The sequence below is a fragment of the Oceanobacillus sp. FSL W7-1293 genome (assembly GCF_037969815.1).
Taxonomy (GTDB): Bacteria; Bacillota; Bacilli; order Bacillales; family Amphibacillaceae; genus Oceanobacillus; species Oceanobacillus oncorhynchi.
Map to the genome: position 1 here is coordinate 1275149 of NZ_CP150212.1, position 17499 is coordinate 1292647.

The window sequence follows — 17499 nt, forward strand, 5'->3', positions numbered from 1 at the left end:
ACTTGTTCTATCACATCATAAAAGAGAGTTAATCTTATATTGGAGGTAGATTTTTAATGACAACGAAAGATTATACCATTTCTGAACTATCCATCAATACCCTTCGAACATTAACAATTGACAGTGTAGAGAAAGCTCAGCATGGGCATGCAGGAATGCCAATGGGAGCAGCACCAATGGCGTATACATTATGGAAAAAACATTTAAGTATTAACCCGGAAAGTCCAAGCTGGTTTAATCGAGATCGATTTGTGCTTTCTGCTGGGCATGGGTCTAATCTTCTCTATAATTTATTACATCTATCTGGGTATCCTATTACTATCGAAGATTTAAAGCAAACCAGGCAGTGGGGCAGTAAAACACCTGGTCACCCAGAATATGGAATTACTCCTGGAGTAGAGGCAACCACAGGTCCACTGGGTCAAGGTATTCCAGTAAGTGTTGGAATGGCAATTGCAGAAAAGCATTTAGCTGAAATATATAACAAGCCTGACTATAAAATGATAGACCATTATACGTATACGATTTGTGGTGATGGCGATTTAATGGAAGGTGTTTCCTATGAAGCTATTTCCCTTGCAGGACACCTTCAATTAGATAAACTTATTGTTCTTTACGATTCTAATGATATCAGTTTAGATGGCGATTTAGATATTTCGTTTAGCGACCATATTCAAAAACGTTTTGAAGCTGCTTGTTGGCAGTATCTAAATGTTGAAGACGGTAATGATGTAGAAGCGATTACAAAAGCGATTGAAGAGGCGAAACTAGATAAGGAACGTCCAACTGTTATTGAAATAAAAACGACAATTGGATATGGCTCTCCGAACTTACAAGGAACACATCATGCACATAGTGACCCATTAGGTAAAGAGGAAATTGAACGTACGAAAGAAGTATACGGATGGGAATATGAACCATTCCATGTACCAAAAGAAGTATATGAGGATTTTGCCACAATTAAAGAAAATGGAAAGACCGCTGAAGAGAAATGGCATAAAATGTTTGAAATCTATAAAACGGATTATCCTGAACTTGGAGAACAGTTAAATCGCATTGTAAAAGGAGAGTTAGCTAATGATTGGGATATAGATCTCCCTACGTATTCCTCAGAAGATACACTTGCAACACGTGTTGCATCAGGTAGTACATTGAATAAATTAGCAGAAAAGCTACCTGAATTAATAGGTGGATCGGCAGACTTAGACTCCTCTACGAAAACACGTTTAACAAATGAGGGAGATTTTAAAAGAGGTCAATATCAAGGAAGAAACCTGCGTTTTGGAGTTCGTGAGTTTGCAATGGGAGCGATTGCTAATGGTTTAGCACTTCATCACTTGCGCCCATTTATTAGTACTTTCTTTGTATTTTCTGATTATTTGCGTCCGGCTATCCGTTTAGCATCATTAATGGAGCTCCCAGTCACTTATGTGTTCACACATGATTCTGTTGCGGTAGGACAGGATGGTCCAACACATCAACCAATCGAACATTTAGCATCTTTCCGCGCAATGCCAGGATTGTCCGTTATCCGCCCAGCAGATGCAAATGAAACGAAAGAAGCTTGGAAACTTGCAGTAGAAAATACTTCTCAACCAACGATGCTTGTTCTTGGAAGACAAGGTTTACCTACACTGAAGAATTCCGCAGAACTTGCTAAAGATGGCGTGAGAAAAGGTGCTTATGTGGTTTCTAAATCGGCCCAAGAACCAGAAGGAATTTTAATTGCTGCCGGTTCAGAAGTCAACTTAGCTATTGAAGCTCAAAAAGAACTAGAAAAGCAAGGTATATTTGTTAATGTGGTAAGTATGCCAAGCTGGGATCGCTTTGAAATACAATCGGAAGCCTATAAAGAGAGTGTTCTTCCAAAAGGTATAAGAAAACGTGTTTCTATTGAGATGGGCTCTAAACTTGGCTGGAGAGAATATGTTGGAGATAGCGGGATTGTAATGAGTATTGATTCATTCGGGGCGTCAGCTCCTGGTAACGAGGTTATTGAAAGGTATGGATACACTATAGAAAATGTAGTTAATACGTATAAGTGTCTTTGAAAGAAATAAGTCTGGCTCAAAAGTATTTAATCTGGCAAATTTTGAACTTATGATTTGCAGGTAATTGTTTCAGAAGTTATTTCCATTGACGAATAAGTAAACCGTAAACCAATTTATATAAGCGAAACTAAGGGGTTCACCAAAAAATTTGGGAATGCCTTAGTTTTTTTATGCTGACATATTGTACGGGTGTGTCTTCTACATTTTGTTGTTTCTTAAATAATTCTTGCCCTGTATTTAAGTATTGTTCATTTATGAAATTTTATGTCTAAATAATGGCATATTTTCTCAAGCACTTTGCCATATACGATAATGACTTTCAGAAATAGATTGCAATCTGATTTTATCATATAATTTAAGTATGGATTTATAAATAGTTGCCAAAGTGTATTATGAATTATATCAGTCTTTTCTCTGTATGTTTCTCCTTTAAACTAACAAAAACGTAAATTTATAAAAACAGTCAGGATGAAATTTGATTGGATGTTAATAAACTATAATTTAGTTTATTAAAGGGAAGATTATACTGAAAACATAAAAATCAAAAAAACCCCCCCTTTTGAAATCCCCCACCCAATATGATAGTTTAATAAAAGACATATTTGTTTTAAAATTTTCTGTATTTTAAATAGAAATCAGGTGTTGAATTGAAAAAAATACATATCCTCTTATTTATTGTAATGCTGTTTTGGGGATTCAACCTTTCCGCTATTAAGGTTTTAGTTACTGATATCGATCCGATTTTAGTAACGGCGCTCCGGATTTTTGTTGCGGGGGCTGCGGTGCTTTTAATTTGTTTATTTATGGGGCTGTTTCGGTGGCCTAATAAAAAAGAATGGAAGGTTATCCTTTATGTCGGGATATTTAATGTTGTCCTCCATCATACGCTGCTAAGTGTCGGGTTAAAATATACCTCTGGTGTAAACAGCAGCTTGATTTTAGGGACGGGTCCATTATTGACTGTTTTATTAGCGATTTTATTATTAAAACAGCGTGTTCCGAAATTACGTTTATTTGGATTTGTTTTGGGGTTTGCTGGAATTTTCCTTACCACCAGTTCAGGAGGAGGTTTTCACAGTATAGCAATAGGTGATGTGGTTGTCTTTTTTGCTGTTTTAGTGCAGGCCTTCAGCTTTATTTTAATAGGAAAATACCATGATGATTTCGATTCGATATTGAGTACGGGCTTTATGCTTTTCATCGGCTCGGGTTTTATCTTTCTGACGAGTCAGCTTTTTGATAACCAAGTTTCCGATTTAACCCAGCTGTTCTCATGGAAACTGGGGCTGGTTTTTCTCTTTAGTTCGCTGTTATGTACGGCCTTTGGTCATATTATTTATAATTTGGCGATTAAGCAGGTAGGTCCTGCGGAAACAACGCTGTTTATGAATCTGAATACGCTTTTTGCAATAGTTGGTTCTGTACTGTTCTTAAATGAAAGCCTAACATTATTTCATATCATTGGATTTGTTTTCATCCTGTGTGGAATATTTGTCGGGACAGGAACATTGGAGTATGTATTATTAAAGCGAAGAGGAAAGTTTGTTGCTAAGTAAATGGATGGGCTACCTGATTGATATACATTTTTTGAAGCAGAGCGAATAATGGAGTACAAAGCTGTTTAGACTAATGGATGCATAAACATATCTAAAAAAACATGAACAGGAAAAAATTCATATGATCATTAAAAAAACAATCAAAAAAGCAGGCATGCCTCATCCTTCTCCATGGGTTCTCCTCCAAAAATGGGAGCACCTGCTATTTATCCACCTGCCAGTATCACGGGATGCTTTAGCAGGGCAGCTCCCCAAAGGAGTAGAACTGGATACTTATGATGGACAGGCGTGGATCAGTATTGTTGCTTTCAAAGTAAGCAAGAACCGTTTTCGCTATCTGCCTGGAACCCCTTATCTGCGCCCGATGCTGCAGCTGAATGTAAGAACATATGTAAAAAGAAATGGAGAAAGAGGGGTTTATTTCTTTACGATGGATACGAATAAATTCGTTGTCGTTTTAGGAGCAAAAATAGTACATGCTCCTTTTCTTCATGCAGATATGAAAATGGAGAGCTCAGCTGGCGCCTATTATTTGGAGAGCTCACGTAAAGGGGAGCTGGCGGCTAATTTTCAAGCAAGCTATACGCCGGTGGAAGCAGCTTTTTATCCGGAAAAAGAAAGTCTTGATTATTGGCTGTTGGAACGGTATATCTTCTGGTCATATAAAAAGGGTTGTTTATATCGCGGGGATATTCAGCATAAGCGGTGGCAAGTCCAAAATGCAGAGGTCACTATAGAAAAGCAGACGATGGTTTCCTTTTTACCGAAAGAACTTTTAGGCGGGAAACCAGTTATCCATTATGCCTGTTCTAAAGTTGCTTTCAATAGGATGATAAGAAGAGTAGAATGATGATAAAGCTAGTTTTTAACGAGGTGATTAGGGGTACAGGTTATTGAATGAAGGAAAGATTTTTAGAACGTAGGAGTGTAAATATTGACAATTGGAGCGTTCGTTGTTGGGGTTATTTTGATAACCATTCATTTATTAACTAATCAGATACTGCCTTCTGATCGTATTAAAAGAGATCGTTGGCTGTCTTTTTCCGGAGGGATTGCAGCTGCGTATATCTTTGTCTATGTATTACCTGCTTTTCATGAAGAACAGGCAAGCTTGCAGGATACAGATGATTTGGCAATGGAATCGGAATTATATTTTGTTGGATTAATTGGCATGCTGCTTTTTTTCGGCATTCAAAATATAGTAAATCGGTCTTTGAACAAATCAGAGAAGGAGTCAGACACTGCTCAGGGAAAGGTCATCGAAAATCGCGTTTTTTGGGTGCAAATAATCTTTTTTAGCATTTATAATATGTTAATTTCGTTTGTTGTTATTCAATCACAGGTACAAGGAATTCAAGTCGCTTTTTATTCTTCAGCTATTGGCCTGCACTTTTTTGCAGTAGCTCATGATATGTGGAGAGAAAATTCAGAAATGTATAATAAATATGGCTGGTACGTGCTGGCAGCAGGAATCGTTATCGGCTGGCTGGTTGGTTCATTTGTAACATTTAATACGCTTGTCCTCACTATTATTTTCTCTTTTATTTCCGGTGCGATGATTCTAAACGTTATCAAATATGAGATGCCGGAAGAAAGAGAGGCCCACTTCAAATGGTTTTTAACAGGGGCTGCTGGATATGCAACTATCGTTTTAATGTTAAAATTTTTCTTTGACTGGTAACAAGGCTAATATTCTCTTTGGTAAAAAAAATCATTTGATACGCTCCCTTTACAGCAGCTGGAGATTTCCCTCCTGCTATAAAGGGAGTTTTTCGTATGTCTTCTAAAAACCGGAAAAATTGTACAATAAGCACTTGCTAATGATTCTTATCATCAAACTGCGGAAAGGTGTTGGAACTCAAGCCAAATCTAAAAGACGAGGGAAAATAACAATGAGCGTTTTCTGGACGCTCAGTCAGGATAAAACAGAATAACAATGTTTCGAATGAAAATCTGATATTCTATTTCAATTTTTAGAAGCATATTCTAATACAAACCAAAAAGTGCAGCTTGGAATATTCAAATACGTACGTTAACGTTCTAAAACGAAAAAATCACAAATGAAAGAAAAGCGAGGTCGGTTTGGATATGAAACTTCATTTAACAGGTGATGTGTCACAGGTGAAAAAGGGGCTGAAGCTGCTTTTAAAGGAATTGGGTATTGAATTAGCCAAGGAAGGGCATCACATTCATGTGAAACAAAGAAAAGGACCCCTTTCGGTAAAAAATGAAAACATAAAAGGTGAAATCTTATTTCAGGAAAAGATTCATTTTTTTAGAGGAATTGGATTATGGCTGGAGCATTTTTATACGGAAAAAGATTTTACCCTTGTGGAGTATCCTCAATTTACGATGAAGGGTGCGATGCTGGATTCCTCACGAAATGCAGTTATGACGGTAGACGGGATAAAGGATTTGTTACGGAAAATGGCCATGATGGGGTTAAATACGCTGATGATTTATACAGAAGATACATATGAAGTAAAGGAATATCCCTATTTTGGCTATATGCGTGGAAGATATACAGAAGAAGAACTCAGGGAATGTGATCGGTATGCAGCGAATTTAGGGATTGAAATGATTCCTTGTATTCAGACATTAGCTCATTTAACCGAGGCATTAAAATGGAACTACGCTATTCCTCTCCGCGATACAGCTGACATTTTATTGGCCGGCGCAACGGAGACGTATACATTTTTAGAACATCTTATTGAAGCTGCAAGCCGTCCCTTCCAATCCAAACGGATTCACATTGGAATGGATGAAGCACATCAGCTGGGATTAGGGAAATATTTGGATAAGCATGGCTATGAAAAAAGATTCGATATTATGAATAAACATTTGCAAGAGGTAACAGCTATTACAGAGAGAAAAAAGCTGAAGCCGATGATTTGGAGTGACATGTATTTTCGCCTTGGGTCCAAGCATGGAGGATATTATGATCTGGAAGCGGATATTCCTGAATCGGCCATAGCATCGATCCCAGATACGCAGCTTGTTTATTGGGATTATTACCATGATGATGAAGCATTTTATCGTACATTTATTCAGAAGCATAAGGCGTTAAAGGATAATCCGGTATTTGCGGGCGGTGTATGGACGTGGAATGGAATCTCCCCGAATTATGGAAAAGCCTTTGCCACCACGGAAGCAGCTTTACGTGCCTGTAAAAAAGAGAATATCAAGGAAGTATTCGTCACGATGTGGGGAGATAATGGAGCGGAGACACCGATGATGACAGCTTTGCCAGTCCTGCAGTTATTTGCCGAACATGCTTATCAGGAATATTTTTCCGATGCCCATTTGCAGAAACGGTTTCGTTTTTGTACGGGTGCTCATTTTGATGATTTTATGCTGTTCACTCAATTGGATGAAACACCTGGAGTCAGTAAGCATAATTTACAGACCTCCAATCCATCCAAGCTATTATTATGGCAAGATATTTTAATTGGTTTGTATGATGAGAATATCAAAAATCTGGCCCTGAACAAACATTATAAGCTTTTAACGGCCAAATTAGAGCGGGCAGCAAAAAGAAATAAGGATTGGAGCCTGTTGTTCCATTTTTACCGGCAATTATCCCATGTGCTCAGTAACAAAGCGGAAATAGGCAGAAACTTAAAAGTAATATATGATAACCAAAATATGGGAATGCTTCAAGATATGCTCCCTATCTTAGAAGAGATAAAAGAGCGTGTGGATACATTGCGGAAAACACATCGCACCCTATGGTTTTCTCTCCATAAACCCTTTGGCTGGGAAATTATTGAGATTCGGTATGGCGGCGTGCTTACGCGGATTGATACGGTGATGTACCGCCTCAATCAGTACATCGGAGGAGAAATCAATAAAATAGAGGAGCTGGAGGAAAATCGGCTTTATTTTGAAGGTCCGTATCCGATGCAGGAAGGTTCACTAGGCAGAAATTTATACCATCGTATTGTCACAGCAGGAAATTTATCATAATTTCCGTGCGTTTGATGAATAAAGGAGGATGCTTTGTGAGTAATAAAAAGTTAGCAAGAAAAATTGGGCAGCTGCTCGTTGTCGGGTTTAACGGAAAAGCAATCACGCCCGAAATAAAAGAATTGATTCATGATTATCATGTTGGTTCTATCATTTTGTTTAGCCGAAATATCGGTGAGCCGGAAGAGGTTCTTCAATTGACTTCCAGTTTACAAAAGGAAGCAAAAGCCGCCGGATATGAAAAGCCTCTATTTATTTGTCTGGATCAGGAAAACGGGGTCGTCAGCAGAATGCATCAAGGGATGACAACCTTTCCAGGGGCGATGGCGCTTGGTGCGGCAGATGAATCGCAGCATGCTTATGAAGTCGGTTTAGCAACGGGAAGAGAACTAAGAGCGCTGGGAATCAATTGGAATCTGGCGCCGGTCTTAGATGTAAATAATAACCCTGAGAATCCAGTTATCGGTGTGCGCTCTTTTAGTGAAAATCCCCAAAAGGTTGCAGCGTTTGGGAAAGCAATAATGAAAGGACTGCAGGATGCCGGGGTGATGACATCGTTAAAGCATTTTCCAGGCCATGGGGATACCAGTGTGGATTCTCATTTAGATTTACCGGTGATATCGCATGAGGTGGAACGGCTGGAAAAAGTGGAATTAGTTCCATTTCAAGCTTGTATTCAAGCTGGTGCAGACACTGTCATGGCTGCTCATGTTTATTTTCCGGCAATTGAGCCGAAAGCAAATACGCCTGCAACCTTATCGAAGCAAGTGTATGTGAAACTGTTACGGGAGAAGCTTGGATTTCAAGGAGCGATTACAACGGATTGTATGGAGATGAAAGCGGTATCAAACTCCGTTGGAACAGAAAAAGGTGCAGTAAAAGCACTGCAGGCGGGTACGGATTTTGTCATGGTTTCCCATACGTACCCTGTTCAAAAAGGAACGATCCAAGCAATAACCGATGCTGTAGAAAGCAGAGAGTTACATGCTTCCCGTATTGAAGCATCATTTCAGCGCATCCAGCTGTTAAAAGAAAAGTATACCTCCTGGGAGGACACCTTATCCTCAGATAAAGAAAAAGCCTTACAAATTGTCGGTTCAAAGGAGCATCATCAGCTCGCCCGGAAAGTGTATAGAGAAAGCGTCACAATGGTGCATAATAATCAGCTGCTGCCGTTAAAAGTAGATAAACAGCTGCAAGTCCTTGTGTTAGAACCAGCCCACAGCTTCATGACGCAGGTGGAAGATAAAACGTCGCAGCAGAAGTCACTTGGCTCAGCAGTAAGAGAATATATTCCGCACGCAGCTGTGGAGGTGTATGACGAAAATAAACTGGAGCATGAGATGGAAAAGCTTGTTCACGCTGCTAAAAAAGTTGATTATATCATTTTAGGAACAAAGACTGTGACGGAAAAGAGCCCTGTTATTGCGTTTGTTAATCGATTAGTAAAAGATAATAGCAATATTATTGGCGTTGGCATACGAAATCCATATGATTTTCATTATCTAAACAAATTGCGAGCCTTTATCAATACCTATGAACCTAGTTATCCTGCATTACAGGCAGCCGCTGGAGTAATTTTTGGCAGGGAAAAAGCGAGAGGCACACTCCCAGTCAATATTGGATAGCAGCATGATTACTAAAGCTGTTGATCAGCTGCAAGGAAGTAAAGTACGAAAGGAGGAGGGGAGGGTGAGCTAAATAATAGGGGGGACAAAAGCTGCTGTTCACAGTATCCGAATGGGGAAATACCCTGCGCTTTATTTAATTAAGAATCTTGAAAGAGAAAGAAAAATAAAATAGGGGGAGGTTTTTGAGTGAAAAAGAGTAAGAAAATCTTATTTCTATTATGCATCTCCTTTTTAGCCGTGCTGGTTGCGTGCAGTAAAGATGAAAAAGAAGCTGTCGGAGGAAGTGAGGATGCACTCGAAAATCTGAATCAAGAAGGGATGCCAATTGTGGAGGAAGAAATCACGATTGATGTATTCGCAGGTAAAGCTGCTTCAGCGGCAGATGATTGGAATGATGTTCCTGTTTTAAATGAATATGAAAAAATGACGAATATTGATATGAACTGGAATCAGGTTCCGGTTGACGGGTTAGAAGAAAAAAGAAATTTAGCGTTAGCAAGCGGCGATTTGCCGGATCTTTTCTACGGTTCTTATATGCCTAATTCCGATTTATATAAATACGGCGAGCAGGGAATTTTCATTCCGCTTAATGATTTGATTGATGAATACGCTCCAAATATCAAGGCATACCTGGAGGAATATCCTGAAATCAAACAAGGCATCACATTTCCTGATGGAAATATCTATGCCATTCCCCGATTAAGAGATCCAGAATCGGCGACTTCCCTGATGGATGATAAGCCGTGGATAAACCAAGAAATCCTGGATGAGACCGGAATGGATAACCCGGAAACGACGGACGAATTTTATGAATATTTAAAAGCAGCCAAAGAATTATCCGTTGACGGAAATGAAGTGATTCCATTTAGCAGTGTGTCGATGGATCGTTTATTCCATTGGCTGACCGGCGCATTTGGTGTATCAAATAAAGGAATTTTGCATCCTTCCATTGATGAAGATCCGGAAACAGGAGAATTGCGTTTTTACCGTACAGCGGATGAGTATAAACAATTGCTGGAATATATGAACAAACTATATACAGAAGGCTTGATTGAACAAAATATCTACTCGATTGAAGTCGATCATTTTCTGGCGAATGGAGCAGAAGGAAAGTATGCTGCGATGAACTTCTTTAATCCTAAGGATTATTTTGGAGAAGAAGTCGGCGGACGCTATGTTCCTGGTAATGCACTGGAAGGTCCGAATGGAGATAAGCTGTTTACCTCTGTCATTTCACCAGTAAATAGTCTGGGGCATTTTTCCATTACCAATGTCAATGAAAACCCGGAAGCAACGATTCGCTGGATTGACTATTTCTGGAGTGATGAAGGAGCGAAGATGTTCTTTATGGGATTAGAGGGAGAAACCTATGAAGAAACGCCGGATGGTCCGGAATTAACGGAAGAAATTACAAATAATCCAAACGGGTTAACGGTTCAAGAAGCATTGGCGCAGTATATTATTAATCCAGGCGGAGGGCATCCAGTGATTGAAAATCCGGAATATTCGACAGCGCCTGAATTTCAGCCGGAGGATCTCGAAAACGCAGAAAACATGGCTCCTTATTTGATTGAAGAGCCTTGGCCGTTTTTCTTCTATGAAGAAGAGGAACAAGTAGCGCTGGATTCTTTAGGAGCGGATATTCAGAAGTATGTTGGAGAGATGGAAGCACAATTTGTTACGGGAGAAACGTCCTTTGACGAGTGGGATAATTATGTGAAGACATTGGAAGAAATGGGTCTCGATGAGTATATGGAAATTCAAAACGAAGCACTGAAACGTTATGAAGAAGGACAGTAAGTAATAGCCTCACAAGTGGAAAAAAGGGAGAAATTCCTTCCTTTTTTCCGCCTTATATTAGAATAAAAAAGCTTGGAGGTTTTTCTGTGAAAATCAAAATGAAATTCATGATGCTGGCAGCTGTGCCGTTAATTGCCCTATCGGCATGTAATAACGATGACAAGGATGATGTCGGCGGCAGTGAAGAGGCGTTAAATAACTTAAATACAGAAGGTATGCCTATTGTGGAGGATACAATTGAATTAGAGGTTTTTGCCGGGAAAGCAGCAACGACGGCGGATGATTGGAATGATGTGCTGCTTTTGAATGAATATGAAGAAATGACAAATATGGATATCACATGGAATATGGTGCCGGCAGATGGATTGGAAGAAAGAAGAAATCTGGCTCTGGCCAGCGGCGATTTGCCGGATGTATTTTACTCCGCTAACCTGCCTGTTTCCGATGTTCAAAAATATGGAAGTCAGGGCACATTTATCCCTTTAAATGATTTGATTGAGGAATATGCGCCAAATATCAAAAAGGTCCTTGATGAAAACCCGGATATTCGAAAAGGGATTACGTTCCCGGATGGAAATATCTATTCGATCCCGACCGTCTATTCACCAGATTTTTCGTCCTTATTGATTGGAGCAAAAGGTTGGATAAATGGAGATTGGCTGGAGCAATTAGATATGGATAATCCAGAAACAACCGAAGAATTCTATGAATATTTGAAAGCGGTGAAAGAAACAGATTTAAACGGGAATGGAAAAAATGATGAAATTCCATTAAGCAGTGTAGCGGAAATGTCCCGTATCATTCACTGGATTTCAGGAGCGTTTGGGGTTCAAAACCGCGGGCAGCTTCATACCCTGATCGACAGTGACCCAAATTCAGAGGATATCCGTTTTTATCCGATTGCGGATCAATACAAAGAAATGTTGGAATATTTAAATATGCTTTACGAGGAAGGACTGATTGAGCAAAATATTTATTCCTTGGAAGTCGATCAGCATTTAGCGAGTGCCGCGGATGATCTTTATGGCGCTGTGCAATTCTATAACCCAATGGAATTATATGGGAAAGAAGTAGGCGAGCAGTTTATCCCGGGCAATGCATTAGAAGGTCCGGATGGAACAAAAATGTATACGGGGATTACCTCACCTGTTCTTTCGTTAGGGAACTTTCTGATCACCAGCGAAAACGAAAATCCGGAAGCGGCATTAAGATGGATTGATTATTTCTGGAGTGAAGAAGGCCAGAAAATGTTCTTTATGGGCATTGAAGGAGAAACCTATGAAGAAACAGAGGACGGTCCGAAGCTGACAGAAGAAATAACGGATAATCCGGACGGCTTAACGCTGACACAGGCACTTGCCAAGTATATTATCAACCCAGGCGGCAATCACCCGGTTATCGTTACAGATGAATACTTTACCGGTTCAGAGAATGCGCCGGCAGATGTAGAAGCTGCGGAACAGCTGGAGCCGTATTTGATTGATGAAATTTGGCCGGCATTTACGTATACGGCAGAAGAAAATGACCGTATCGCTGTATTGGAAACAGATTTACAAAAATATGTAGAAGAAATGCAGGCTGGTTTTATTACGGGAGAAAATGATTTCTCTGAATGGGATGCCTATGTAGAAACGATTAAAGAGATGGGCTATGACGAATATATGGAAATCCAGCAGGCAGCCTATGAACGCTATCAAGAAAATTAACGACTTGTCATCCTGAACAGAAGTTGAATTTATCGGTGTCTGGAGGGGAATCCAGACACCGATAAATAGGGGGTTAAAGAATGAAGGGAGTTAAAAATGACGTTTCTGTCCCAGCCCGAAGTAAATTTTATCAAGTGAAAAAGAATTTTGCCCGTAATTGGCAAATATATGTCTTTCTGCTTCCGGCGGTTGCGTATTTTATCATATTGCATTATATACCGATGTACGGTGTCCAGATTGCTTTCAAGAACTTTTTTGCCAACCTTGGAATCTGGGGGAGTCCTTGGATAGGATTTGATCACTTTGAGCGTTTTTTTAATTCATATTATTTTTGGAGACTGCTTAAAAATACACTGGTTTTAAGTGCGTATCAGTTAATTTTATTTCCACTGCCTATTATTCTGGCACTCTCTCTGCATGAAGTGAGAAATAGAATGTTTAAAAAGTGGGCCCAGACATTAACCTATGCGCCGCACTTTATTTCCGTCGTTGTTGTGGTAGGGATGATTGTTATTTTCTTAGATCCTACAACAGGCTTAGTAAATCGTCTTATTGTTGTTTTTGGCGGAAGTCCGATTGATTTTCTGACAAGCCCAAGCTGGTTCAGACACATTTTTACATGGTCTGGTGTCTGGCAAACGCTCGGATGGGGATCGATTATTTATCTGGCGGCATTATCCGGTGTTAATCCGGAATTACATGAAGCGGCAAAGGTGGATGGTGCATCCCGGCTGCAGCGTATTTTCCATATTAATATACCAAGCATTCTGCCGACAATCGTTGTGTTATTTATTCTAAACATCGGCAGCTTTATGACCGTCGGCTTTGAAAAAGTGCTGCTGATGCAAAATAATTTAAATGCCAAAACATCGGATGTGATTCAGACATTTGTGTATCAAACAGGTCTGCTGGAAGGGCAATACAGCTTTGCGGCGGCAATCGGGCTGTTCGATTCAGCAATCAACATTGCATTGTTGGTTGTGTTTAATTATACAGCCAGAAAGGTAAGCGGCAACAGTCTATGGTAAGGAGGTATAGAAGATGAAAAGGTTTACGCTTTCAGATAGAGGATTTGATTGGATCAATACCATATTTCTTCTCATTATATTAGTGTTGATTGTCTATCCCCTGGTCTTTGTTCTAAGTGCCTCTATCAGTGATCCGCAAGCAGTCAGCTCAGGCAGGATGTGGCTCTGGCCGGTCGATATCACGTTTAAAGGATATGAACGTGTATTTGCCAATGATGCTATTTGGCTCGGCTATAAAAACACCATTATTTACACATTTGTAGGAACGGCCATTCACTTATTTGTTTTATTGCCTTGTGCATACGCCTTGTCACGTAAAGAATTAATGGCTAAAAAACTTATCCTCTGGTTTATTTTATTTACCATGCTGTTTAATGGAGGGTTAATTCCTACTTACCTTGTTGTCCAATCTCTGGGAATGCTCGACACAATGTGGGCAATTATTATTCCGAACGTGGTAGGAGCCTGGTCCATTCTGGTTGCAAGAGCTTTTTTCCAGCAAAGTATTCCGGATCAATTAGTAGAAGCATCAAAAATTGACGGAGCTTCTGATTTCTATATATTTATACGGGTTGTATTGCCGCTATCGCTGCCGATTATTGCGGTTATGGCACTGTTTCACGCAGTGAATTTATGGAACCAGTATTTTAACGCTTTAATTTATTTATCGGACCGTGATAAGTACCCATTGCAATTGATTTTAAGAGAGATCCTCGTAGTAAACCAGATGCAATTGAATGATCCAGGCGGATCAGCCGAATCTTTGGTGGATCAGGTGAAAACAGCCGGTCTGATCAAATATGCAGTGATTATCGTATCGTCACTGCCATTATTATTAGTTTATCCATTTGTCCAGCGATTTTTTGTACAGGGAGTGTTGATTGGCTCTATTAAAGAATAGATGAGGCTGTAAAGGAATAATGGAATAGACGGGAGGGATGGCGATGAACGGATTTATAGATGGATATTATCGTTTTGCTGTATGGATTACGAGATTTGCTTATCTCAATTTACTGTGGATTGCTTTCTCGCTGGTCGGACTTGGTGTAGTTGGATTTTTTCCAGCTACGGCAGCGATGTTTGCGGTGGTACGGAAGTGGGTCCATGGAGAGAAGGATATTCCTGTCTTTCAGGTTTTTTGGAAAAACTATAAAAAAGAATTTCTGAAAATCAATGTTTTAGGATATCTTCTGGCTGGAACAGGATATCTCATGATAATGGAATTTCGCATTTTACGGACGCAGGAGCATATAGCCTATACGATGGCAAGCTTTGCTGTTGTCGGATTGTTTTTGTTATTCGCTGTGATTGTGCTCTATCTTTTCCCTATTTATGCCCATTTTCAATTACGGGCAGTGGACTATATCAAATGGGCACTGCTTATTGGAATCGGTCATCCTTTATTAACTGTATTTCTTCTGGGCATCGTCATGGCGCTTATCTATCTTTTGTTTATTACCATTCCTGCTGTCCTCTTTTTCTTTGGCGGAAGTGTGATTGCATATATTTTGATGTGGGGAACGCATTTAACCTTTGCCAAAATGGAGGAAAGCCTTGCTTAAATGATGTACGGAGGTGGAACGATTGGTACGGTTAGGTCTGGATATATTTTTAGAGAAAGGATATAAACGTGTGGAAGGGCAGCGGATCGGTCTGGTTACGAATATGACGGGAGTAAACGAAAAACTGCAGCCATCCATTGATTTGTTTGCGGAGCATCCGGCAATCCATCTGACGGCCCTGTATGCTCCGGAACACGGCATCCGCGGAGATGCGAAAGAAGGGCAGGAGGTATCCTCTTCCATAGATGCTAAAACAGGGCTGCCGGTATACAGTTTGTACGGAGAGACGAGAAAGCCAAGTCAAGAGATGCTTGCAGATGTGGATGTGCTGGTCTTTGATTTACAGGATATCGGCTCAAGATACTATACGTACATTTATACCATGGCTTATATGATGGAAGCATGTATGGAATATGGAAAGAAGCTGATTGTTCTTGACCGGCCCAACCCAGTGTCCGGTTTGAGTATGGAGGGAAATCTGGTCGAACCGGATGTGCGTTCCTTTGTCGGTTTACTGCCAATCCCGAATCGTCATGGTATGACTATAGGAGAATTGGCATTGTTATTTAAAAAGGAATTCGCTTACTTCTGCGACCTTTCTATCGTGCCGATGGAAGGCTGGAAACGCCGTATGTATTTTGATGATACGAATTTATTCTGGATTCCGCCGTCGCCGAATGTGCCTGTGGCTGATACGGCTATTTTATATCCGGGCACCTGTCTTTTAGAAGGAACCAATGTATCCGAGGGAAGAGGGACAGCAAAACCATTTGAGTGGATTGGCGCTCCTTTTATAGAAGGGCAGAAGCTGGCGAAAGTATATAATGATAAAAAAATACCTGGCGTGCTTGCCCGCCCGGTATCTTTTGTTCCGACTTATCAAAAACATGAAGGTGAAATCTGCGGCGGTGTACAGCTTCATATTGAAAACCGCCATACACTTTATGCCTTACGAGCAGGGGTCACTTTAGTGGAAACTATCGCAGCACTCTATCCGAATCAATTTCAATTTACCGAAAATGAAAATGGGAAGTATTTCTTTGATTTACTGGCAGGAACCAAGCGTTTAAGAAATTACATCTTGGCTGGAGAAGCAGAAAAGTATTTGGAGGAAGGCCAACAGGAGCTGGGGGTATTTAAAAAAACGCGAAAAAAATATCTTTTATATCGTTAGAATCATTACGGCAGATATAGATATGCGTCCCACTGTAATTACAGAACCGAGGAGTATAAGCTTCATGAAAGCATTAATCAAAAGTCAGGTTCTTCTGTGAAGAGAGAAAAAGAAATGAGTTGATCCTATTGCCTTTTATAAACGGTGGAATAACGAGAATCAATGAGATGCTTTTGAGTCTCCCGCCATCTGAAAAGAAGATTGCTGATTATATTTTAAAAAACCCGGAAAAAGTTATTTCGTTGACTGCAAAGGAGCTCGGGAAACGCAGTGAAACAAGCGGCGCAGCAGTTATCCGATTATGCAAATCTTTGAATTTGAAGGGTTTTCACGATTTAAAAATCCGTATTGCAGGTGATTTACAAAGAAAAGAGGAGTACGGATTCCGCGATATTGATCCGGATGAAACGTCCTTATCTATTATTGATAAAATGACCAATAACAGTATTCAAACGATAAGAGAAACAGCGCAATTAATTGATATTGATCAACTGCAGACAGGGGTTCAATGGATGAATGACGCCTCAAAAATCTTATTTATCGGCGTCGGCGCGTCAGGAATGATTGCACAGGATGCGGTGCAAAAATTTATCCGGATTAATAAAAACGCCTATGCCTTTGAAGACATGCATATTGCGGCGACAGTCATTGCCAATATGAGCAAAAACGATGTTGTTTTTGGTATTTCTTTTTCAGGAGAAACCGTTGAAATTGCAAATATGCTTCATCTTGCCAAAAGAAGAGGTGTGAAAACAATCAGTCTGACTAAATACGGGAAATGGCCGGTTACCGAGCATGCAGATATAAAGCTGTATACATCTACAACGAGAGAGCCTATTTTCCGGAGCGGCGCTACGTCATCCCGAATCGTACAGCTGCAGGTCATGGATATTTTGTTTATGAGTGTAGCTGCCTTACAATATCCTGTTACCGTAAAGCATCTGGATGAGACGAGGGATGCGGTGGATTTCTTTAAAAAAGGAAATGAAAAGATAAAAAAATAAGGAAGTTAAAGAGTGCCGTAA

Annotated in this window: 13 protein-coding genes; all 13 read left to right on the top strand. The window is 40.0% G+C overall.

Features of this window, described 5'->3' with window-relative positions; genetic code table 11:
• Nucleotides 1–56 precede the first annotated feature (56 nt).
• Nucleotides 57–2051 carry a transketolase gene (tkt, locus tag MKY65_RS06495; RefSeq protein ID WP_339183356.1) on the top strand — a complete coding sequence of 665 codons (1995 nt, stop codon included), beginning with the start codon at nt 57–59 and terminating at the stop codon, nt 2049–2051.
• Between the two features lie 647 nt (nt 2052–2698).
• A complete protein-coding gene (locus MKY65_RS06500; protein WP_339183359.1) occupies nt 2699–3607 on the top strand; it encodes a DMT family transporter in 909 nt (302 codons plus the stop codon).
• 121 nt (nt 3608–3728) lie between these two features.
• Entirely contained in the window at nt 3729–4457 is a 729-nt protein-coding gene (locus MKY65_RS06505; RefSeq protein ID WP_339183362.1) for a DUF2071 domain-containing protein, read from the top strand.
• Nucleotides 4458–4541: 84 nt separating this feature from the next.
• Entirely contained in the window at nt 4542–5288 is a 747-nt protein-coding gene (locus MKY65_RS06510; protein WP_339183364.1) for a hypothetical protein, read from the top strand.
• A 407-nt stretch (nt 5289–5695) separates the two neighbouring features.
• Nucleotides 5696–7573 carry a beta-N-acetylhexosaminidase gene (locus MKY65_RS06515; protein ID WP_339183366.1) on the top strand — a complete coding sequence of 626 codons (1878 nt, stop codon included), beginning with the start codon at nt 5696–5698 and terminating at the stop codon, nt 7571–7573.
• Between the two features lie 35 nt (nt 7574–7608).
• Nucleotides 7609–9201, top strand: a complete 1593-nt coding sequence (nagZ, locus tag MKY65_RS06520) for a beta-N-acetylhexosaminidase (RefSeq protein ID WP_339183369.1) — start codon at nt 7609–7611, stop codon at nt 9199–9201.
• A 189-nt stretch (nt 9202–9390) separates the two neighbouring features.
• Nucleotides 9391–11004, top strand: a complete 1614-nt coding sequence (locus MKY65_RS06525; RefSeq protein ID WP_339183372.1) for an extracellular solute-binding protein — start codon at nt 9391–9393, stop codon at nt 11002–11004.
• A gap of 86 nt (nt 11005–11090) precedes the next feature.
• Entirely contained in the window at nt 11091–12710 is a 1620-nt protein-coding gene (locus MKY65_RS06530) for an extracellular solute-binding protein (RefSeq protein WP_339183374.1), read from the top strand.
• A gap of 80 nt (nt 12711–12790) precedes the next feature.
• The gene (locus tag MKY65_RS06535; RefSeq protein ID WP_339183376.1) at nt 12791–13738 is read left to right on the top strand and encodes an ABC transporter permease subunit; all 948 of its coding nucleotides are present in this window, start codon (nt 12791–12793) and stop codon (nt 13736–13738) included.
• A gap of 13 nt (nt 13739–13751) precedes the next feature.
• Complete coding sequence (locus tag MKY65_RS06540) at nt 13752–14639, top strand: carbohydrate ABC transporter permease (protein ID WP_339183378.1); 888 nt, start codon at nt 13752–13754, stop codon at nt 14637–14639.
• A 43-nt stretch (nt 14640–14682) separates the two neighbouring features.
• Nucleotides 14683–15300 carry a YesL family protein gene (locus MKY65_RS06545; protein ID WP_339183379.1) on the top strand — a complete coding sequence of 206 codons (618 nt, stop codon included), beginning with the start codon at nt 14683–14685 and terminating at the stop codon, nt 15298–15300.
• Nucleotides 15301–15322: 22 nt separating this feature from the next.
• Complete coding sequence (locus MKY65_RS06550) at nt 15323–16474, top strand: DUF1343 domain-containing protein (RefSeq protein WP_339183381.1); 1152 nt, start codon at nt 15323–15325, stop codon at nt 16472–16474.
• A gap of 128 nt (nt 16475–16602) precedes the next feature.
• Nucleotides 16603–17478, top strand: a complete 876-nt coding sequence (locus tag MKY65_RS06555; RefSeq protein WP_339183383.1) for a MurR/RpiR family transcriptional regulator — start codon at nt 16603–16605, stop codon at nt 17476–17478.
• Nucleotides 17479–17499: the final 21 nt, after the last annotated feature.